The sequence below is a fragment of the Amycolatopsis sp. NPDC006131 genome, assembly GCF_040614175.1.
GTDB classification, from domain to species: domain Bacteria; phylum Actinomycetota; class Actinomycetes; order Mycobacteriales; family Pseudonocardiaceae; genus Amycolatopsis_E; species Amycolatopsis_E tucumanensis.
Genome location: NZ_JBEXTX010000004.1, coordinates 137,729 through 156,667, shown reverse-complemented (window position 1 = coordinate 156,667; position 18,939 = coordinate 137,729). Strand labels below are relative to the sequence as shown.

Genomic DNA, 18,939 nt, shown 5'->3' with positions numbered 1-18,939 from the left:
AAACAAAACGGCACACCGCTCCGGTGCGCCGGGTCAATGACGGATCGGTTTGCCTCCCCGAGTGGGGAACCACTACGCCCGCCAAATCTTGCGAGCGTGCCTGAACACGAACACAAAATCTTCGAAGACCGACACCAGTAGATCACAGATCCGTCGCGAACGCTAGGTCTTGCGTGACCGCTGGAACAGCGCGGACAGCCGGGTGTCCGGATCGATCACGTCCGGATCGGTCCGCACGTCGATCACGCTCGGCCGCTGGTGCTGCAGCGCCCGCCGCATAGTCGGCTCCAGCTGCTCGGGCGATTCGATCGTGTAACCGGCCGCGCCGAACGAGCGCGCCCAGGCCGCGAAGTCCACCGCTGTGAGCGACACCCCGTCCAGCCGGCCGTGCTTGGCCGCCTGGTGCATGGCGACGTCGGCGTACAGGCCGTTCTGGAACACCACGACGAGGATCGGCGCCCGGTACCGCACCGCGGTCTCCAGCTCCTGGCCGGTCATCATCGCCGCTGAGTCCGAAATCACCGCGACCACCGTGCGCTTCGGGGCGGCCAGCTTCGCGCCGAGTGCGGCGGGCACGGCGTAACCCCGCACGCCGTCCGGCGGCTCGATCTGGGTGTGCGGCTCGGTGAAGCACCAGTACCGGTGCACGAACCGGGCGGTCTTGTCCGAGTCCGCGGCCACCACGGTGTCCTCGGGCGCCACCTTGCGCAGCACCCGCACCACGTCCGCCGGGTGCACCAGCGGGTGGTCCGGGCTGGTCCGCGGCGGCGTCATGTGCGTGTGCGTGGCCGCGTTGGCCGCCGAGCTGCGCCGCGACCTGGCGACGCCGACCGCGACCAGCTGCCGCAGGAACGGGCCGACCTCGCAGTCGATCCGGAACGTCAGGCCGCGCCGGTGCGTGGCGGGCAGGCCGGGGCCGATCACCACGAGGGTCTGCGCGGGCAGCGGGTACCGGTTGTTCTGCGTGGTCACGTCGTCCAGGCGGGTGCCGATGGCCAGCACCACGTCGGCCCGTTCCAGCGCGTCGAGCTGCCCCGGCGGGATGCCCACACCGAGGTGGCCCGCGTAGCGCGCGTGGTTCTCCGGGAAGCTGTCCTGGCGGCGGAACGCGGTGTAGACGGCCAGGCCGAGCTGCTCGGCGGCGGCGATCAGGTCCTTGCGCGCGCTGCGCCCGATACCGCCGGCGATCACCACCGGGTAGCGCGAGTCGGCCAGCAGGGCGGCGACCTCGTGCGCGGACCGCAGCACCGCGCCGGTGTCGTCCGGGCGCTGCTCCGGCTCCGGGATCGTGCCGTCGAACGGTGCGACCCAGAAGTCCGCGGGCACCGCCAGGATCGCCGGCCCCTTGCGCCCATCGCGCGCGGCGCGGGCCGCCTGCGCGGCGAGCACCGGCACCTGCGCGGCCGTCTCGGCGCGGCCGGTCCACTTCGCGAACGGGCCGAACAACGTCAGCGGATCCAGCTCGGCGAGGCCGTCCTGGATGCCGGGACCGGCCAGCCGCACGCTCGCGCGGTCCTCGACCAGCACGACCATCGGCGAACCGTCCTGGTAGGCCGAGCGCACGGCGACCAGGAAGTCCGCGATACCCGGGCCGGGGCCGCCGAGCAGCAGCGCCGGGACCTCCCGCAGCTTGCCCTCGGCTTCGGCCATGAACGCGGCGCCGGTGTCCTGGCGCGCTGTGACCAACGCCATCAGCGGCTCGAACCGGAGGGCGTCGAGCAGTTCCAGGAACGCGTCACCGGCCACGGTGTAGGCACGCCGGATCCCGGCGTCGACCAGCACGCGGACCGTGATCTCGGCGACGGTCCATCCCTCTTGGTACCCGATGGGAAGAGGTTCCCAGCGCGGCGCTACTCCGGTCAAGTGATCTTGAGATTCCCTACGAGTGAACGATCACCCCAGAGTAGAGGCCCTAAGCTTCCGGCCGTGACCTCGTACCCGCACTGGCAGCAGGTTCCCACCCGCTGGAAGGACAACGACGTGTACGGGCACGTCAACAACGTCGTCCACTACGCGCTGATGGACACGGTCATCAACACCTACCTCATCGAGCGCGGCGGGCTCGACATCCACGACGGCGGCGTGATCGGCCTGTGCGTGGAGTCGCACTGCAACTACCACGCCTCGGTCGCGTTCCCCGAGGTGCTGTCGATCGGCCTGCGGGTCGCGCACCTCGGCCGCAGCAGCGTGCGCTACGAGATCGGGATCTTCCGGCCGGACCGGGGCGAGCCGGTCGCCGAGGGTCATTTCGTGCACGTGTTCGTGGACCGCGAGACCAGGCGCCCGGTGCCCGTCGAGGGAAAGCTGCGGGAGTCGCTGGAGGCGCTCGCCTGACACGGGCAGGCGCGCTGCGGGCAGCGGCCCGGCGGCCCCAGGCCCGGTGTCCGGTCCGTGGCCATGGCGAAGATCGTCGTGAATATCCGTTCCGGGTTTCCGCGCCAGTTCAACTGGAAGATCACCCGATCCCCCTCGATCGCTACCACTGCCCTGCCCAGGTGCCATGGTCCCTCGCGGACGGCGGCCTGCCGCACCGCCGAACCGGCGGCGTGGAAAGAGTTTCGGGTTCACGGACGGTGAGCCCCGTGGACTTTCCACCACCCGTTTGCCGCGTATTTCCCGGGGTCCGGCCCCTCTGCACAGGTCACGGCGGTATCGGCGGAGCGGCCTCGGTACGGCCATCCGGGTGGACGGGAAACCGGTGGGTGATTTTCCGCTGGCCCAGCTCCTCTCAGCTGGTGGCGCGCGCCACGCGGCTAAGCTGCGACCGGTAATGGCGTTCGACGGTGGGTGAGGACCGGTGATCACTGGGTTCGGCGTGGCCGTCGCGGTGAGCGCGGCGCTGGTCGCCGTGTGGGCCTTCGTCGCCGCCGCGCGGGGCCGGGAGCCGGGGCGCGCGCTGCTGGTGGCGCTCGGGGTGGTCGAGGTCCTGCTCGTCGCGCAGCTGGTCGTCGGGGTCGTGCTGCTGATCGGCGGCGACCGACCCGGGAGCATGGTCACGTACCTGGCCTACCTCGTGGGGTCGCTGGTGATCCTGCCGGTCGGGGCGGCGTGGGCGCTGGCCGAGCGGAGCCGGTCGAGCACGGTCATCCTGGGCGTCGCGTGCCTGGCGATTCCGGTGATGGTCGAGCGGATCCACCAGATTTGGAGTGCCGGGCATGGCTGAGCCTTCGGAGCAGGGGACGCGGCGCACCACCGCGACGGGGCCGGGCCGGATCCTGGTCGCGGTGTACGGGATCTTCGCGCTGGCCGCGACGTCCCGCGCGGCGGTGCAGATCTCGACGAAGTGGCACGAGGCGCCGCTGGCCTACACGCTGTCCGCGCTGGCCGCGGTGATCTACATCGTGGCGACGGTGGCACTGGCCCGCCGCGGCGAGGGTTCGTTCCGCCTGGCCGTGGCGGCGATCGGGATCGAGCTGCTCGGCGTGCTGGTGGTCGGGACGCTGAGCGTGTTCGACCAGGAGGCCTTCCCGGACGCCACGGTGTGGTCCGGTTACGGCGAGGGGTACCTCTTCATCCCGCTGGTGCTGCCGGTGATCGGCCTGCTCTGGCTGCGGCGCACGGCTCGCCGCTAGATGGCGTCGGGACCGCGCTCGCCGGTCCGGACGCGGACGACGGTGTCCACGGGGGTCACCCAAACCTTGCCGTCGCCGATCCGCCCGGTCCGGCAAGCCTCGACGACCGCCTCGATCGCGCGTTCCACGAGTTCGTCGTCGAGCAGCACTTCGACGCGGAGCTTCTGCACGAAGTCGACCTGGTACTCGGCGCCGCGGTAGACCTCGCGGTGCCCCTTCTGCCTGCCGTAGCCCTGCACCTCGGTCACGGTCATGCCGAGAACCGCGAGCCGCTCGAGCGCCTGCCGAACGTCGTCGAGAACGAACGGCCGCACGACGGCGGTCAGCAGCTTCACGCGGTGTGCTCCTTCTTCCCGGGCGTGCGGCCACACTAGAAGCTCTCCCGGCGACGGTGAGGGCACCACCCCGGGCCGAAGTGGTGGGCGATGGTCGCTAAGCTGAGCTCACGGGGCGTTAGCTCAATTGGTAGAGCTGCGGACTTTTAATCCGTAGGTTCTGGGTTCGAGCCCCAGGCGCCCCACTCTTCCGCCTGGTCAGAGCGTCGCGGGGCGCCCAAGGCAAGATCACCTCCCCGCTTTATCCCCACTTTTGCCCGTGGACGGGTTATCCAGGAGCCCTTCCAGGGCGGCCGCCGTCGCCGGGTTGACCGACTTCCGGCCGAGGTAGACGTCCTGCGTCATGGACACCCGCGCGTGCCCGAGGTGATCGGCGATCAACCGCGTCGGCACGTCCGCATCGTCCAGCGCGGTCGCCGTCGTCTTGCGGAAGGTGTGCGAAGTGACCCACAGGAACTCCTCACGGCCCCGCGTCTGCCGGATCACCCGGAGCACGTTGTTCGGGTCCCGCAGGCCGCCGGTGGTGCTGGCGAAGACCGGGCTCGCCATCGGCCGGGCTTCCGCGCTCCACCGCTCCTTCAACATCTCCAGCGCCCACGACGGCAGCGGCAGGACCCGCTCACTCTTCTTCGTCTTGGGCCGGGGCTTGCGATAGAGCCCCTTGCCCTTGACCCGGACGACCGTGTGAGCGACGTCGACCGTGCCTGCCTCGAAGTCGATGTCCTCCCAGAACACGCCCAGCGCCTCCCCAATCCGGACACCGGTCGCCATCATGAACCTGGACAGGTCAGGCAGGTCCCAGCGAACCGCCTTCTCGTTCTTCTCCAGTTGGGCCAGCCACTCGGCCCGCTCGTCCGCGTCCAACGCCCGCGGCTGCTTCGTCTGGCCGGCCGAGATCCGCCGAGTGTCCCTGGTCGGGTTGCTGGTGATGGCGTCGTACCGGGCGGCCAGGCCGAGCATGCCGGACAGCACGGTGCGAGCCGTCTTCGCCGACGACGCGCCAACGTTGCTGAGCAGGGCCGCCAAGAAGCGGTCGATGCGTGCCACCGTCGCCTCCCGGATCCGCAGCTCTCCCAGACCCGGGAGGACGTGGCGGTCCAAGATGGAGCGGTAGGTGGTCGCCGTGTTCGGCGACTTCTCCCCCTGCTCCACCTCGTCCTCCACCTGCTGCATCCAGATCACTGCCAGGTCCTTCAACTTGGTTTCGCGAGTGACCTCCCCGCTCGTTGATCCCGTCCACTCGCGGAGGGCGTTGCGGAGCCGTTGAGCCGCCTTGCCCTGCGTCTTCCCCGTCCGCTCCACGGGCCGCGTCTTGCCGTCGAAGTCGCGAAACTGGGTGCGTGCCCGCCATCCCCCGCCGGGAAGCGCCGAGTACCGGATCTTCCCGTACGTGCCGATCTCCAGAGGTGGGCGAGGCATCAGGCCACCTCGTCCGCGAGCCCGTCGACCCAGGACTTCACGTCCTCGGGGCGGTAGCGGAGGTACTTCCCCACTCGCCGCCCGGCGGGGCCGTAGCCCTTGCTGCGCCACTGGTACAGCGTCGCCACCGGAACGCTCAGGTACTCGGACACGTCGTCGACGGTCCAGAGACGGCCGATCTTGCTCACGTTCTCCATGTCAGACCCCCTCTGATCAGGCAGCTTGCGGAATTGCCGAAGTTTCTGAATCGCCCGGTGGTGGCCCTGCGGCGAGGAGCGCCCGGTCGTACTCGGCCTTCCAGGTGATCCGTTCTGCGATGGCCCGCATGAGCAGGTGCGCGCGGGGTGGTGCGTCCCGGTCGCCGGGTTGGACCTTGCGCCAGATCAACCGCGAGGTGTCCTGCTCGGGTTTGACGATGCCAACGTTCGCGAGCATGTCCCGGACGAACGCCTTGCGGTCCGCCTTGTGGTCAGCCAGGGACTTGCCCGACCACTTCCGGGAGACCAGGACTCGCCGGCCGGGGAGCCCGAGAGTGGTCCGGCGGTGTGCCCGTCCTTTGCAGTGGCCCGGGGTCATCCTGCTGGTCGCGCCGAGCGGCTGGACCCCGTAGAGCAGCCAGACTGCGCAGCGGGGCGAGCACGGGGTGGTGGCGAGTTCGGCGTGGAGTCGGTCGTGGTGCTCCCGCTGCCGTGCCGAGGTCGCCTCGACCACCTCGCCGGTGGACTTGGTCAGGTATTTGGTCAGGTAGCCGATGTGGCGTCCGGCTTCTTCGGTGCCGCCGAGGATGCCCTTGGAGTGCACCTGCCGTCCGAACGTGACCACGTGGGCGGGTTCTTCGACCTCGTCCACCGCCTCCTCCCACGGTGTCAACGGCTCGTGCTTCTCCGGATCCACGAAGCCCTTGACCCGCGCGTCCCAGACCGGCAGCCGATCGCCGCCGTAGATCGGTTCGTCGTGCTGGGGCCACCAGACCTGGTGGTAGGTGGCCTCGGTGACCTGCCGCAGCACCTCATGCGGGATCGACCCCCGCAGGGCCGCGTGCAAATGCGGAGCGGTGCGCTTCTGCGGTTCGACGGTGGCGAAGTACTGCACGTCCCAGCCGACGACGCGGCGGAGGTTCTGCCACCACCGATCCACCAGGGACGAGAAGTGCACCGCGTCCCGCGCCGCCCGCCGGTAGTCGTACTCAGCGGGATTGACCGGGGTGCCGTCCTCCCGCACCCGACCGTAGGTGTCGCAGGTCAGCGTGACGAACATCGACGGCCGGAACTTCCCCGCGTACTCCCGGCCCACGGTGGTCTTGGCGACCTTCTTCCGAGGCAGGTTCGGTGCATCCTGCCGCCGCTTGGTCGACCGCTTCACCGGCCGCTTGCCCGGCAGATCCGGCGAGGGCAGCCGGCCGCGCATGCCGAGTTGCCGAAGTTCCTCATCGACCCCGCGGATCTCCTCCCGCAGTTCGTCGGCCTGGCCCTCCTCCCCGTGCTCGACCGCCTCCCGATACCGCGCCACCAAATCGGCGCGGAACTCCATCAACTCCTTCTGCTCAGCGGTAGGCGGGGCCGGGGTGAAGTCCGGTTCCTCCGTCAGGTGCCAGCCCTCCCGGCACTGCGCCATTCGCAACGCCTTCGCCTTCTTCGCACACGGCGCGCACACGCTCTCCACGGTCGACCCGCAGGGCACGGCGACGTAGCGGAGCTCGCCGGTGTCGGGGTCGCCGACCTCCATCGTGAACGGCCGCACGCACACCCCGTGCTTCTCCGCCGTGGCCTTCATAACCTCCGTGGACAGCGGCAGCCGCATCCGCTCAGCACGAGTGCTCACGCAGCCACCTCCCGCCGTGCCCAGCCGTGCAGGGTGGCCAGTTCCACGTCCTGCTCCACCCCGCGCGGCAGATCCGGGAACACCGCCCGCTCGTACCGAACGGCACCCCAGACGTGCACCGGAACGCCAGTCGCCATCCGACCGACCACGGTCAGATGCACGGACAGGGCATCCTCGAGCCGGATGGCGGTCACGGTCACGCCGTCGAGCGTTCGAGCCCAGCCCAGCAGCGCGGAGGCGAGCCCGTCCAAACCGACTTCGTGCAGGTGTACTGCCACGGGCTCCCGCCAGGTCGTGCACTCCACCGACAGCGGCGAGGGCACCGCATGCCGGACGAGGTGATCCCGCAGCGCATCGAGGTAGGGCACCACGTCGTGGCTGGTCATGCCGCCGCACCCCCGATCGAGGCGATGCGGTCGGTGACGAACGCTTCCAGCGCCTTCACCGTGTCGTCGGGCACCCATCCGGCCCGGACCCGCAGGGGTTCGCGCAGTCCTTCGCCCCAGACGTAGCCGACGCCGGCTTCGGTCTCGGCGATCCGGTTCGCCCACGCACCCCGCTCATACGCCTGGTCACCAAGGACCATCCCGACGTGGGACTTTGACGTGACGCGCAGGCAGATGCGGCGGGGGAACAGCTCCCGCACCGGCACTGTGTCCTTCGTCGGTTCCTGCACATAGCCGCGGACGGTGAACCCGAGCGCCCGGCCCTGCGTGGTCAGCAGCGCCACCCGCTCCACGATCTGCTCACGCGTCTTGCGGTCGGTGTACTTGGTCAAAGCCCCGACCTCGTCGAACTCAACCAGCTCCAACGGATGCTCAGCGCTGACCGCCACGTTCCGGACCCGCCCCGCGAACTCCGCCTTGCGGGCATCCATTGCGGCCACCAACTCGTCCAAGACTTCGAGCGCGTCCTTGGGCGTGACCGCGTAGCGGTGGAAGATGCCGCGCCCGTAGGCCAACTCCATGCCCTTCGGGTCGATGCCCGAGACCCGCACCAGGCCATCCCGGATCGCCGGAGCGATCGACACCAGCGGGCACCACATCATCGAGTTCTTCCCAGCCCCCGAGGCTCCGGCGACCAGGGTGTGACTTCCGGAGCCGTGCAGCGGGACGTGCCAGTCCTGCCCGTACTCGGTCCGCCCGGACCACACCCGCCGCAGATCCACCGCCCGCTCCCCGATCTCCGGGCACGGCACAGGCGCGGCGAGCAGGTTGCGCCGCTGAAAGTCGATCGACACCACGTTCGGGGCGATCTCCCGCACCTGGCACCGGCTGACCTTCCGCGCGGAGGCGAGAGCACGGGCGGCGTCGTCGAAGTCCTCCGGCTTCTGCCCCGGCACCAACCGGACCTGAACCTCATCCCACGACGGCCCGGAGCGCACCCGCTTCACTCTCGGCACCCGCACCCCGGCCGAGCGCTGCTCCCGAGACACCTTCTTGCGCCCCACCAACGTCACTGTCACGTCGACGGGGATGGCGTCGTCCTTCACGCTCAGACCGCAGGCGTGCAGCCACTCCGGCAGCTTGGGCATGTAGATCGCCCACTTCTGCCACCACGTCCGCAGCACCCGCCCCGCCCACTGGTCGTACGAGACGAGGTGGAACCACCGCCAGGACGCCAGCCCCGACGCCACCACGGTCAGGGTGACGACCAAGGACAGCCACCCGAGCCAGTAGCACCAGGCCGCCACCGCCACCACGGTCAGGCTGGTCCGCGGGTGCATCACGATCTGCGCGAGCACCCAGAACACGCCCTTGCACAGCCACCACAACGCCAGGAACACCACCGCCACCGCGGCGAGGGTTTCGGCGAGGCCAGCGAGAGCCTTGCCGAGCTTGTGCAGCACCCACACGACCACGGCCAGGGCACCACTGCCGAGCAGGAGAACTCCGAAGGTGTGCGCGTCCATCAGCGGCCACCCCCAGACGGAATGTCCAGGGGCAGCCGCCCGGCGCACGTAGCGCACTCAGTGTCCCCCGGTGCCAAACGGGCGAACTTGCGGCACGCACCACACCGCGCCGGGACGCGGTCTCTTGACGCTGGTTGTGTACGGTTGTCTATGGTCTTCAACGTCTGCTCCGTCAGGTGTGGACAGCGCAGAAGCGGGAAGGTTGGTAGCCAGGTTCCGCTTCTGCGCCTAACAACTCGGGACGTGAATCAGGGCGCACGACATCGCCGCACGAACCCTTCGCGCGTTAGCTTTCGTCCTATCCGGACTTAGAGGCCTTCGGCCGACTTCCGTTGGCAGGCCTTACAAACAAGCACTTTGTCTCGCATCACTCGTTGCCGTCCTCCGCAGATCCAGCACCGACGCCGGATGAACCAGCGGCGTCGGGAGCGCGATAGCCTCGGCGACACCACCATCACCTCCCCTCGTGGTCGTGGGTGGGATGGCACGGGGACGAGCGGGACGGTCACACTCCTTCACTCGTCCCCGTGCCGGGCTCAGGAATGCCGCCGGTCCGTCACGAACGTGCCCTTGGACGGAATCGTGATGACCAGGCCGCGCTTGCGCAGGATCTCGATCGCGTGCCGGGCGGTGCCGAGCGAGACGCCGTACTCCTTGGCGAACTCCCGCTCGCTCGCCAGCGGCGTGTGCGGAGGCAGCTCCCCCGCCTCGATCCGCGCCGCCACGTGGTTCGCGACGTTCTCGTACATGTAGCCCGGCGGCCCCGGCTCCTCGTTGAGCCGAAATTTGGGCGGCTTGGTGTCGTGGCAGGTCATCGTGACCACACCCGTCACGCGGCCTTGGCCGACTCAGCCGGCCCGCCCTGCGACTTGCTCCGGCCGCCACCCGCGTTGACCGCCTTGAACCCGGACGCCCGGAACACGTACGACTGGTACTTGAACTCGCCGTTGCCAGCCACGCGCGGCTCCGCGGTCAAGCCCTCCAGCTCGACCGGCCGCATCCCCGGCAGCACCTCACCCGTGGTCGGCACCGGCTGGACATCGGCCAGCAACGTCACCTCGAACGAAGCCCGCTTCGCGTTCGGCTCCGACGGGTCGGTCACCGTGACCTTCCACTGCCGCTTACCGGTGATCTCGTCCACCCGCTGCCGAGCCGGACGACCCGCCGCCCGGTCCTCCCGCGACTGGTACTCGTTGTCCGGCGACACCTCGCCCACCATCACCAGACCCTGCGGAAACGCCTCATCGAACTCGACCGGGAACCGATGCCCCCTGCTGATCGCCATCTCTTCGAACTCCTCGTGTCGTGGCCGTCGCGGCCGGTTTAGGCCCCTAAACACGCGCTCCATAGTGCGCCCTGCCGTGTCTAGGGGGTCTAAACAGCAATGTACCGGCCCCTGACGGAGTGCGTCAAGGGGGTCTAAACTCCGACCTTGTGAGCACCGAGGACTTCGACAGCGTCCGGCGCGACCCCGACCCGATCCGGCGGGGCAAGCGCGCAACCGAGCTGCTCACGACCTACCAGCAACGGGCGACCGAGCTGGCGCGGCTCCGGAAGGCCGCGATCGAGGAAGCGCACCGTGAGCTGGGCATGAGCTACACCGAGATTGCCGGAGCGCTCGGCATCACCAAGGGCCGGATCACCCAGATCCGCAGCACCGCCCCGGCCGCCGAGCGCGCGTTCTTCGGGGTCGGTCCGGTGAGCATCGGCGTGCCGTATCGGTACCAGACGACGGACCGTGAGCGCCCGCTGATCGCGGCGGAGGACGCCGAGACCGCCAACCAGCTCGAAGCCCTGTTGACCGCGCTCTCCCTTGCGACCTCCCGCTACCAGATCGAGCCGGATCGGACCGAGCCGCCGGCCGGAGACACGATCGTCGTATGCGGTCCGAAGTCCGCTCCCATCGGCGCTGACCTGCTGTCCCGTGATCCCGCCTTGACGATGATCGAGGACGGCAGCCGGTGGTGGATCGAGCAGCGCGAGGACGGCACACGGATCGGCTCACCGAGCGACGAGCCAACGCCGCAGTCCGCCGACGTGGCGTATGTGGCCCGGCACATGATCGACAACCGTGTGATCATCCACATCGCGGGTATCCACGGAATCGGATCACTCGGCGCGACGCACTACCTCCGAGCGCATCTCGCCGACGTGTTCCGGCAGGTCGGACAGCAGCCGATGTCGCTGGTCATCCGAGCGACCTACGACGGGCTCACCATCACCGACAGCGAACTTGCCGCAGGACCCTACGTTTGGTGAACACATGCGAGTCACAACCGCGCAGCTCCCGCCGATGGAGGAGAGCGCCGACAAGATCTTCGTGACCCCGCACGCGGTCATCCTCCTCGACGGTGCATCCGCCTTCGTCCCGGTGCCCGTCCCAGCCTCCGCCTACGCCGACTACCTCGGCCGCTTCCTCGCCGACGCCCTCACGGGTGATCCGGCCGCCGACCTGCAAGAGATCCTCGCCGAAGGCATCAAGGCCACCGCGGCCCACTACGACCTCAAGGCAGGGGAGTCCCCATCGAGCACGGTCACGATCGCCCGCGAACGCGACGAGCACCTTGACCTGCTCCTCCTCGGCGACAACACGGTGATCCTCCCCGGTGGCGAGATCCTGACCGACGACCGCTTAGACCGCCTGGACCTCGAACCCCGCCGCAAGTACCGCGAACGCCTCGCCGCCGGCCACGGCTTCGACGAGGAACATCGTGCACTGCTGCGCGAGCTACAGAACCAACAGACCCAATACCGTAACCGGCCCGACGGTTACTGGATCGCCGAGGCCGATCCTTCAGCCGCTCACCACGCGATTCTCAAAGAGTACCTGATCGAAACAGTACCGTGGGTCATTATGATGTCGGACGGCGCCTACAACACCTTGACCCATCTTAAAACCAATATTTTGGACTATTTGACCGACGGCGAAAAGCTTGAACGTTTACTCAATATAGGCCAGACCTGGGAAGGCAACTTGGATCCGGAGGCGCGGGCCCTACCGCGCGCCAAGCGTCATGACGATAAGTCGCTCGCCTACGTCCAAGTAGGCCAGCATGAATGAAACTTGCATCGCTCAGTCAAATTCGTCAGGATCCACCTGCTCAGTAACGTCAATCTGCTTATCAAGAAGATCCTCAGCTAAGCGTTCTGGATCAGTTCTATGAAGCATCGATATGACTATTTCCCGGTCGCTCTCGTTCGCCAAATCGAGTTCAACGACAATATTGCGACGCAAACTTACTCTATTTTCACGCCGCAAAACGCCGCGATTCAAACGTCTATACAGGTACTTGGCGATGCGCGCCTTGAAATTAGGTAGCTCTCCAGCTTCCCAGTATCGCGCGACGCCAAAAGTTGCTTCGGTTAGCAGAACGTCAGCAGGCAACTGCACGCACTCGGGCAGATCCGCTCGACCGACAATTTTTATTGCCTGAACAAAAAGCCGCTCAGCCAGCAGTCGAGCACAGTATCTGCGTTCTTCGGGAGACTGTTCATTCTCGGCAGCAGGATCAAAGGGTATGAGATAGAGCGGTCGGACTTCTTCTTGTGCTCCTTCGACCACCAAGACACGTGAGCATAGACCGGCCGGAGAATCTTCGGCACCAAGGTCTTCGATGCTCAACTCCGCCCAAAGCCCACGATTGTCAATACTCAGGCCTATAGTTCCGGATTTGGCAACCCCGGCGTCATGTGACGCAATCTCTGCCGATAGCTGCTTGAGGGTAGCACGCTGCTTATCGACATCGCTCGAGTCGACAACATACACAACGTAGGCGTTCCCAGCAGCACCGAGAGAGGCACTCGAGTCCGAACACGCGAGTAGTAGCTTTCTTCCTTGTTGCGCAGTCGTGGAAGTAGCTGAAAAACTTTGCGCCTTACATTCGAGCACGAGGTGATCGCCAGAATCGGGATGACGTAAGATGACATCCGGCTCAGGTCCGGCGGCGCTTAATCCCATTTTCTGAAGAACTTCTCGAGCCGAAGCCGAGAATGCTAACTTCCTTCCCAAGCCACGCAATGTATACCCGTGAGCATGGTATGCCGGACGCGCTCCGGGTCCTACCCCGGGAGACTTCCGCACCAACCACAAGCAGGAATTCACTTGAAACACTGGATCTCGCGTCAATGCCGATCCGTTACCCAATGCCTGCCAACTTTCCTGCCCCAGGAAGGAGCGACGCGTACTCGACATCCCCAACATATGCCACAACGCGCGGGTCGACCATGCGTTGAACATTGGACACTAGACGATTGATCGTGTTTCCACAAGTACCCTCAGGCAGGACGGCAATAAGACGCTCAGGAGTGATCTCGAGCAGCAGGGGTTGCCACAAATGCTGATCTATCGCGTTCGCATGAACCTTACGCGCGCTTAGCCACGTGGCGTAACCGCTGATTCTGAATCGATTTCTCCGATTGTTAAACAGGTTAATCATCCATCGCTTGAAGACCTCGTCGGCAAGCGGTTCGTTGAAGACTAGCTCAGCTACCGCCCCATTGAGAAGGAGTCCGTCTTGCGAAGTCGCCTGCCCGGCCACCCATAAGCTTTCCTCAACCTTCTGGGTCAAATTCGCATACAAGTCGACGACGTGAAGCAGCGCACTTCGGTGATCGAGAAACGAGCCACTTCGATTGGTAACCTTGCCGTCATAGTACAGCTCGTGGCCACCGCCGGCCGGAGAGGGGATCCGCAAATTTGTGACCGAGGCGAGCGGCGCGTAAGAGCTACTCAAAGGACCGAGTTGTGCGGCTATCGTATCAAGTCGATCCACCATAGTGAACCGAGAAGCGCGGCGCTCATTCTCAAAATTGAGCTCGTCTTTAGCGTCGCCAGCAGACTCGAATACAGATTCGTGCTCGAAGGTGATCTTGCCGTAGCGTCTTCCGCTATTTACTTCTCGCACATGAGACCAAAGTGACATGAAGCTCTCAGAGGAAATCCACAGATGGTCAAGGAGTGGATTTGACGCAACCATTTTCCGCACAAAGTTGTCGGAGGATGCGGAAGGCAGGAGGGTGTATAAGGCTAGGTACCGGCCACTAAAGGACTCGAGAACAGCCAAACCATTGCCGTGCTCGTCAACGAGCCTGTGTACAGCCTTGTCCTCGCTTACAGTCTCGCAGCGGTACCCACTCCGCGCTATAATCGCGGAGAGTGAAGGCTGCTCGCCGCCGACAGTCTCTAACAGGTACGACTTCTGCAGGCCAGCTGGCAGCGATCTCTTATCAAGATTCTTAGGCACTGCGCTAGCGAGGCCGTCGAAGAAGTCAAAGTAGTCTTCACGCGCGCTCAGGAAGGGGATGTGTGCGGTCTTCGGCACGTACATGCGCTACCCCTCCCTCGATCTCAACTAGGTCCTGTGCTCTAAGTTACAATGCTCCGCTCCATCGTAGCTAGCATCGAGGTAGACCGCCGTAACGTTTCACTCGTCTGCCGCTCACCCTGAGTGACCAGCGCGTTTGGTCTCTGCCGTGAGCCGCACCGACTCCTGTAATCGCTGCCGAACTTAGCTCTATGGGATCAAGGCGGCGCGCAAGCGCGCCGCAGGCCGCTCGGCCTGCCGCTCCGCTTCGGCCGGCGGCCGCCCAACGCCTATCGATCCCACGTGCTATCCGCCACCACTCCTACTCCTTCACACAAGGCGACTCCTGCTTACAAGAGCCGCCAGGGCAGATGAACCGTCGCTCGGCCCGCCCGCACGGTGCTGGCGCTCCGCTTCGATCCACCGGAGCTTCCCGTACAGGATTCGCGTGAGAGGTGGCAGAGCCGCCCAACGCTCGAGGATGCCGGCATCGGTCAAGCTCGGGTTACTCGCTACCCAAGCAGCAAGGTCTGCAGGCGGTGAGAACCTCTGTTCTGAGAAGTCAATCCCGGTGAGCAGCCCCTTCACGGCCTCCACACAGGCCGAAATCGGCCAGGACTCAAACCTGATCCGGTCCTTGAGGTCGTGACAATCGAGACAAGCCGCCACTATTTCGGTACCCCGGGCTACCTTCGGCACCGGGAAGTGGTCATGCTCATGACGGTCGTCCAGGGCTTCGTCACAGTAGAAGCACATCGAACACGAGCACTTGCGCACCTTGACCAGGCGACGTACTTCCCTGGGATCCATGTCCCCTCATCCACCGCCCCGGGCAGGCACTTCAACCCCGCTGACGACGTTATCTGCGGACGACTGGTTGAGCGTTACATCGCGCGCCCGCCAGCCTCCGGCGGTCAGGGCTCCGCCCTGGACCCGGCACCGCTTCAGAGATCAGGGGAAGGCCCCGGTGATCTCCTCGCAGCGCGCCCGAGGGCAGCCAGACCGGCCGGCACCGGTCAAGGGCGCTCCGCGGCCTCCGGCAGACCCTTGACCGGCACCACCCGGCCCGGCAGGGATGAACCCGCGCCGCGAGGAGATCACCTCAGTAGGACCGGTCACGCTAGAATTGACGATGTTGGTGGGCTGAGCCCGGCGGCAAGCTGGGTCTCGGCGCTGCTCGCTGTTCTGTTGGTCCTGAACATCGCTTCCAACCTCGACCTCCGCAAGCTCGCGAGGAAGGCGGTCAAGCGTATGAAGAAGATCATCAAGAAGTGCGCAGCCGGGTTGCCCGCTGCGGTGATTGGTGTCCTGCACCTCCTCACGGCAGCGTCGAGCTGAGTCCACCAGCGCACTCCCGGGCCAAGATCATCTCCCCACTTTTTCCCCACGAAACGACAGCAGACGCCGACAAGAAGCCCGAGATGGCGAGCGTTTGCACTCGCGATCCGGGCAGCTCATCACCACTGTCGGCAACCAACGGCAGACAACCCGCCGAGTGGTCAACTACTCCGTAGGTTCTGGGTTCGAGCCCCAGGCGCCCCACTCTTTCGCCTGGTCAGCGGGGTTGTAGCGGGTTTCTGTTGATCGGGACGGAGCCATGCGCCGCGGCGTGCGGACCATGAAGTCGAACGCGTCCGCCGGGCCGTCCTCGGCGGCACGGGTGAAGACAACGACTACCCCCTGGCCCCGGCACCGTTCGAAGAAGAGGACCCAATCCCCAGCTACAAGAAGGTGGTCTGGCACCACGACCACCCTGACGAACCGGTTCTCCTCTACAGCGAGACCGGCGACGACGGCTACGAGAGCCGCAAGGTCGACCTGTACCGCGACGGCCGCCAGGACTACGCAGATGAGTCGACTTCCATCGGCACGACGTTTCTGGGCCAGGAGCCGGAACCGCCGCTCGAAGAGATCGCGGCCGATGCGGACTTCACGTTGTTCGTCATCGACGCCGAGGAGTTCGAAGCTGTCTGGCGCAGCGCGCTGCGGTCACACCGGCACCAGGTGAGCAGCGAGGAGGTCCGCGGGTGGGTCTTCGAGACCAACGTTCACAAGTCGCTGGAGCACCTGTCGTCGTGCAGGCGGTCGAAGAGGCGCTTCCGGCAACGGACGCCGAGCGAGCAGGCGGGTGATACGACTACCCACTGGCCGGGCAAATCTCAATTGGTCCGTGTCCCTCGCCGCTGATCCTGGTGCCAGCCCGTCTTAGCCCGGGTCGTGGGCGAGATCGAAGAGATCGCGGCCGATGCGGTCTTCGCGCTGTTCGTGAGCGGGGTCCGCGCGCCAGCCGCTTGCCGCCGCCTCTACCGCGGCGTCAGAATTTTCCGATGAGCCCGGTCCAGTCGCTGATCGACGATCTGCTCCTGATCCTGCGCAGCGGCGAGCACGACACCTCCTGGACCCGCTACGAATCCGTCGGCCAACTGATCGACGAGTTGGAGCGGCTTCGTGCGCGGGGCGATGACGCGGCGGGGGAGGTTCGGCGCTTGTGCCTGCCCACCGGCGTCATCGACGAGATCGCCGTCTCCAGCGGCTGGTCCGAGGCCTGGCTGCGGCTCACCACCGGCAAGCACCGGGACGTCCTCTCCCCCCAGCACGGGTAACGGCCGTCCTCAAGGGACGGTCGCGAACCTCAGGCGCGCAGCGCGGACACCGCCGCCGCGAACATCGTCGCCTTGATCGTGCCCAGCGTGCCCGGGTCCTTGCCGGCCAGGGGGCGCACCCTCGCCACCGCCCGGTCACGCAGCTCGGCCTCGCTCGCCGTGTCGTCCACCAGCCCGAGCTCGCGCGCGTCCGGGCCGCCGAAGCGGGTTCCCGTGGTCATCGACGCGATCGCGGCGGCCGGGGTCAGCTTGGCCTGGATCAACGCCGTCATGCCGGGGGTGAACGGGATGTTGATGTCGGCCTCCGGGAAGCAGAAGAAGCCCCGGTCGGCGCGCATGATCCGGAAATCGTGCGCCATGGCGAGCATCGCGCCCGCCCCGAACGCGTGGCCGTTCACCGCCGCGATCGTGGGCACCGGCAGCGTCAGCACGCGCGCGAGGAGGTCCTGCACGTCGGCGACGTAGCTCTGCGCCTGGTCGCCGTGCGCGGAGAGCCAGTCCAGGTCGAGGCCGTTCGAGTAGAACTTGCCGGTCCCGATCGTCACCAGCGCGGACGCACTCCCGGTGACCGTGTCGAGCGCGGTGTGCACGCCCTTCAGCCAGTCCGGCGCGAACCGGTTCTCGTCGGCGCCCAGGTCGAGCGCGTACACCGGGTCTTCGAAATGCAGCACGATCATCCCTTCGGTCGAAGTGGCACAGCGAGAACGGCCCGCACGGCGGCGGCCAGCCGGTCCCGGTGGTCGGCGCTGGTGTCCAGCTCCCGCCGGAAGAACGCGGTCGGCAAGTCGACCACGCACGTCGTCATCACCCCGACCGCCGCCGCGTCCCGCCGGTCCCACATCGCCCGCGACAGCCGGACCAGCAACGCCACCACGCGCTTGTCCAGTGCGAACAGGGCATCGGCGAGTTCGGTCGGCAGACCGGGGCCAAGCAGCTGGTCCTTGTCGACGGTCAGCAGCATCCGCGCCGCGTGCGGGCGCCGCTCGGCGAACACGGCCGGGGCGTCGGCGGCCGCGACCACCGCGTCCTCGGGCGACACGGCGTCGGCGAGTTCCGACTGCAGGTCCAGGAAGTCCGTCGCCGCCCGCAGCCACACCCGGCCGAGCAACGCCGCGATCGAGCCGAACGCGTGGTAGATCGCCCCGTTCGACACGCCGGCGGCGCTCGCCAGGCTGCGCACCGACACCGCGCCGTCCTCCGCGACCAGTCGCTCGGCGGTGTCGAGCAGCCGGTCGAGGTCGTGCACACGTGGCCGGGGCATGACCGGACAGTAACAGAGCACCTGCTCTAAAACTAGCGGCAGCGGTCACAGCGCGGCTCGGGGTGCCAAGCGTCGGCCTGCGCGTCGAGTTCGCGGCGGACCTGCCACCGCGGCTTGAGGTTCCCGGACGCGTCATGCCGCAGCGTGCCGAACACGCGCATTTCCCGCCGCCGCCGTCCGCACCGGGGACACCGCACGCGCCGGAACACGCGGCGGCTCACCGTGTCGCTCCGGCGCCATCTCGACATGTCGCCCCTTCCCGACCCGGAAGTCGGACGGCTCGGCGGACCCGTTACCCCACCCGGTAAAAGGTTTGGCCGACAAGGACATGGAGGCTATGCAGGCCAACCGGGCCATGGGCCGCGCGGCCCCGGCGGGTCACCCAATACGGTGACGATCATGACTGCACGCCGACGTACGGTGGGCTCGGGTGAACTCGCGGCCGAGCTGGGCCTGTCCCGGCGGTCGATCAGCCGTTACGCCGAGCGCGGCTGGATCCGGCCGGTGCTCGTCACTCCCGGCGGCCAGTACCGCTGGGACGTCGAGGACGTGCGCAAACAGCTCGACGCGCTACGTGAACGCAGGCCGGGCCGGGAGAGCTCGTCCGGTTAGGACGGTCCGCCCACCGCCGTTGTAAGCGCTTTCCACCGCCGTACCGAGCAGAACCACGCCCGCCGCGCGACGATGATCCCCGGACACGACGCGGGAGGTGC

At 66.9% G+C, this 18,939-nt stretch carries 22 protein-coding genes and 1 tRNA gene; 10 read left to right on the top strand and 13 right to left on the bottom strand.

Going from position 1 to position 18,939, the window contains the following annotated elements; translation table 11 throughout:
• Window positions 1–162 precede the first annotated feature (162 nt).
• The gene (locus ABZ215_RS04465; protein WP_354947771.1) at window positions 163–1,794 is read right to left on the bottom strand and encodes a thiamine pyrophosphate-dependent enzyme; all 1,632 of its coding nucleotides are present in this window, start codon (window positions 1,792–1,794) and stop codon (window positions 163–165) included.
• Between the two features lie 132 nt (window positions 1,795–1,926).
• On the opposite strand from ABZ215_RS04465, the gene ABZ215_RS04460 reads away from it, so the two are divergent.
• The 3 genes from ABZ215_RS04460 (at window position 1,927) to ABZ215_RS04450 (ending at window position 3,572) form a co-directional block, all read left to right on the top strand.
• Window positions 1,927–2,334 (top strand): thioesterase family protein, encoded by a 408-nt coding sequence (locus ABZ215_RS04460; RefSeq protein WP_354947707.1) that lies wholly within the window; start codon window positions 1,927–1,929, stop codon window positions 2,332–2,334.
• Between the two features lie 463 nt (window positions 2,335–2,797).
• Window positions 2,798–3,163 (top strand): hypothetical protein, encoded by a 366-nt coding sequence (locus tag ABZ215_RS04455; RefSeq protein WP_017985578.1) that lies wholly within the window; start codon window positions 2,798–2,800, stop codon window positions 3,161–3,163.
• The gene (locus ABZ215_RS04450) at window positions 3,156–3,572 is read left to right on the top strand and encodes a hypothetical protein (RefSeq protein ID WP_039791501.1); all 417 of its coding nucleotides are present in this window, start codon (window positions 3,156–3,158) and stop codon (window positions 3,570–3,572) included. The genes ABZ215_RS04455 and ABZ215_RS04450 overlap by 8 nt, the downstream gene beginning before the upstream one ends.
• Here ABZ215_RS04450 and ABZ215_RS04445 read toward each other — a convergent pair.
• Window positions 3,569–3,907, bottom strand: coding sequence for a P-II family nitrogen regulator (locus tag ABZ215_RS04445; RefSeq protein WP_354947706.1), 339 nt, complete (start codon window positions 3,905–3,907; stop codon window positions 3,569–3,571). The two genes, ABZ215_RS04450 and ABZ215_RS04445, sit on opposite strands and share 4 nt — an antisense overlap.
• Window positions 3,908–4,019: 112 nt before the next feature.
• Between ABZ215_RS04445 and ABZ215_RS04440 the strand changes: the two genes are divergently transcribed.
• Window positions 4,020–4,092, top strand: a tRNA-Lys gene (locus tag ABZ215_RS04440).
• A gap of 43 nt (window positions 4,093–4,135) precedes the next feature.
• Here ABZ215_RS04440 and ABZ215_RS04435 read toward each other — a convergent pair.
• The 7 genes from ABZ215_RS04435 to ABZ215_RS04405 form a co-directional block, all read right to left on the bottom strand.
• A complete protein-coding gene (locus tag ABZ215_RS04435) occupies window positions 4,136–5,326 on the bottom strand; it encodes a tyrosine-type recombinase/integrase (RefSeq protein WP_354947704.1) in 1,191 nt (396 codons plus the stop codon).
• Entirely contained in the window at window positions 5,326–5,523 is a 198-nt protein-coding gene (locus ABZ215_RS04430; RefSeq protein WP_354947702.1) for a helix-turn-helix domain-containing protein, read from the bottom strand. The genes ABZ215_RS04435 and ABZ215_RS04430 overlap by 1 nt, the downstream gene beginning before the upstream one ends.
• A 16-nt stretch (window positions 5,524–5,539) precedes the next feature.
• Window positions 5,540–7,126, bottom strand: coding sequence for a replication initiator (locus ABZ215_RS04425; protein WP_354947769.1), 1,587 nt, complete (start codon window positions 7,124–7,126; stop codon window positions 5,540–5,542).
• Between the two features lie 17 nt (window positions 7,127–7,143).
• On the bottom strand, window positions 7,144–7,533 hold the full coding sequence (locus ABZ215_RS04420) for a hypothetical protein (RefSeq protein WP_354947700.1): 390 nt from the start codon (window positions 7,531–7,533) through the stop codon (window positions 7,144–7,146).
• Window positions 7,530–9,059 (bottom strand): FtsK/SpoIIIE domain-containing protein, encoded by a 1,530-nt coding sequence (locus ABZ215_RS04415; RefSeq protein WP_354947698.1) that lies wholly within the window; start codon window positions 9,057–9,059, stop codon window positions 7,530–7,532. Before ABZ215_RS04415 ends, ABZ215_RS04420 begins: the two co-directional genes overlap by 4 nt.
• Before the next feature lie 536 nt (window positions 9,060–9,595).
• On the bottom strand, window positions 9,596–9,874 hold the full coding sequence (locus tag ABZ215_RS04410; protein WP_354947767.1) for a winged helix-turn-helix domain-containing protein: 279 nt from the start codon (window positions 9,872–9,874) through the stop codon (window positions 9,596–9,598).
• A 14-nt stretch (window positions 9,875–9,888) separates the two neighbouring features.
• Complete coding sequence (locus tag ABZ215_RS04405) at window positions 9,889–10,344, bottom strand: hypothetical protein (protein ID WP_354947696.1); 456 nt, start codon at window positions 10,342–10,344, stop codon at window positions 9,889–9,891.
• A gap of 149 nt (window positions 10,345–10,493) precedes the next feature.
• Between ABZ215_RS04405 and ABZ215_RS04400 the strand changes: the two genes are divergently transcribed.
• A complete protein-coding gene (locus ABZ215_RS04400) occupies window positions 10,494–11,318 on the top strand; it encodes a hypothetical protein (RefSeq protein WP_354947694.1) in 825 nt (274 codons plus the stop codon).
• 4 nt (window positions 11,319–11,322) lie between these two features.
• On the top strand, window positions 11,323–12,120 hold the full coding sequence (locus ABZ215_RS04395) for a hypothetical protein (RefSeq protein WP_354947692.1): 798 nt from the start codon (window positions 11,323–11,325) through the stop codon (window positions 12,118–12,120).
• Between the two features lie 12 nt (window positions 12,121–12,132).
• Here ABZ215_RS04395 and ABZ215_RS04390 read toward each other — a convergent pair whose 3' ends face one another.
• Together ABZ215_RS04390 and ABZ215_RS04385 are read right to left on the bottom strand one after the other, a co-directional pair.
• Window positions 12,133–13,068: a hypothetical protein gene (locus ABZ215_RS04390; RefSeq protein ID WP_354947690.1), complete on the bottom strand. Its 936-nt coding sequence runs from the start codon at window positions 13,066–13,068 to the stop codon at window positions 12,133–12,135.
• 127 nt (window positions 13,069–13,195) lie between these two features.
• Window positions 13,196–14,386, bottom strand: coding sequence for a hypothetical protein (locus ABZ215_RS04385; protein ID WP_354947688.1), 1,191 nt, complete (start codon window positions 14,384–14,386; stop codon window positions 13,196–13,198).
• A gap of 1,023 nt (window positions 14,387–15,409) precedes the next feature.
• Between ABZ215_RS04385 and ABZ215_RS04380 the strand changes: the two genes are divergently transcribed.
• From ABZ215_RS04380 to ABZ215_RS04370, 3 genes are all read left to right on the top strand, one after another.
• Window positions 15,410–15,700, top strand: coding sequence for a hypothetical protein (locus tag ABZ215_RS04380; protein ID WP_354947686.1), 291 nt, complete (start codon window positions 15,410–15,412; stop codon window positions 15,698–15,700).
• A 393-nt stretch (window positions 15,701–16,093) separates the two neighbouring features.
• Window positions 16,094–16,549, top strand: coding sequence for a hypothetical protein (locus tag ABZ215_RS04375; RefSeq protein ID WP_354947684.1), 456 nt, complete (start codon window positions 16,094–16,096; stop codon window positions 16,547–16,549).
• 140 nt (window positions 16,550–16,689) lie between these two features.
• Window positions 16,690–16,965 carry a hypothetical protein gene (locus ABZ215_RS04370; RefSeq protein WP_354947682.1) on the top strand — a complete coding sequence of 92 codons (276 nt, stop codon included), beginning with the start codon at window positions 16,690–16,692 and terminating at the stop codon, window positions 16,963–16,965.
• A gap of 29 nt (window positions 16,966–16,994) precedes the next feature.
• On the opposite strand, the gene ABZ215_RS04365 is transcribed toward ABZ215_RS04370, so the two are convergent.
• Both ABZ215_RS04365 and ABZ215_RS04360 read right to left on the bottom strand, forming a co-directional pair.
• Window positions 16,995–17,642 (bottom strand): enoyl-CoA hydratase-related protein, encoded by a 648-nt coding sequence (locus tag ABZ215_RS04365; RefSeq protein WP_354947680.1) that lies wholly within the window; start codon window positions 17,640–17,642, stop codon window positions 16,995–16,997.
• Window positions 17,639–18,226 (bottom strand): helix-turn-helix domain-containing protein, encoded by a 588-nt coding sequence (locus tag ABZ215_RS04360; protein ID WP_354947678.1) that lies wholly within the window; start codon window positions 18,224–18,226, stop codon window positions 17,639–17,641. Before ABZ215_RS04360 ends, ABZ215_RS04365 begins: the two co-directional genes overlap by 4 nt.
• 420 nt (window positions 18,227–18,646) lie before the next feature.
• On the opposite strand from ABZ215_RS04360, the gene ABZ215_RS04355 reads away from it, so the two are divergent.
• Window positions 18,647–18,838 (top strand): MerR family transcriptional regulator, encoded by a 192-nt coding sequence (locus ABZ215_RS04355; protein ID WP_020418301.1) that lies wholly within the window; start codon window positions 18,647–18,649, stop codon window positions 18,836–18,838.
• Window positions 18,839–18,939 lie beyond the last annotated feature (101 nt).

What these genes read in the sequence shown, in the direction of transcription:
- ABZ215_RS04425 (WP_354947769.1), bottom strand. Translation starts at nt 7,126, where the DNA reads ATGCGGCTGCCGCTGTCCACGGAGGTTATGAAGGCCACGGCGGAGAAG.
- ABZ215_RS04360 (WP_354947678.1), bottom strand. Translation starts at nt 18,226, where the DNA reads ATGCCCCGGCCACGTGTGCACGACCTCGACCGGCTGCTCGACACCGCC.
- ABZ215_RS04385 (WP_354947688.1), bottom strand. Translation starts at nt 14,386, where the DNA reads ATGTACGTGCCGAAGACCGCACACATCCCCTTCCTGAGCGCGCGTGAA.
- ABZ215_RS04430 (WP_354947702.1), bottom strand. Translation starts at nt 5,523, where the DNA reads ATGGAGAACGTGAGCAAGATCGGCCGTCTCTGGACCGTCGACGACGTG.
- ABZ215_RS04450 (WP_039791501.1), top strand. Translation starts at nt 3,156, where the DNA reads ATGGCTGAGCCTTCGGAGCAGGGGACGCGGCGCACCACCGCGACGGGG.
- ABZ215_RS04410 (WP_354947767.1), bottom strand. Translation starts at nt 9,874, where the DNA reads ATGACCTGCCACGACACCAAGCCGCCCAAATTTCGGCTCAACGAGGAG.
- ABZ215_RS04420 (WP_354947700.1), bottom strand. Translation starts at nt 7,533, where the DNA reads ATGACCAGCCACGACGTGGTGCCCTACCTCGATGCGCTGCGGGATCAC.
- ABZ215_RS04370 (WP_354947682.1), top strand. Translation starts at nt 16,690, where the DNA reads ATGAGCCCGGTCCAGTCGCTGATCGACGATCTGCTCCTGATCCTGCGC.
- ABZ215_RS04395 (WP_354947692.1), top strand. Translation starts at nt 11,323, where the DNA reads ATGCGAGTCACAACCGCGCAGCTCCCGCCGATGGAGGAGAGCGCCGAC.
- ABZ215_RS04415 (WP_354947698.1), bottom strand. Translation starts at nt 9,059, where the DNA reads ATGGACGCGCACACCTTCGGAGTTCTCCTGCTCGGCAGTGGTGCCCTG.
- ABZ215_RS04365 (WP_354947680.1), bottom strand. Translation starts at nt 17,642, where the DNA reads ATGATCGTGCTGCATTTCGAAGACCCGGTGTACGCGCTCGACCTGGGC.
- ABZ215_RS04405 (WP_354947696.1), bottom strand. Translation starts at nt 10,344, where the DNA reads ATGGCGATCAGCAGGGGGCATCGGTTCCCGGTCGAGTTCGATGAGGCG.
- ABZ215_RS04435 (WP_354947704.1), bottom strand. Translation starts at nt 5,326, where the DNA reads ATGCCTCGCCCACCTCTGGAGATCGGCACGTACGGGAAGATCCGGTAC.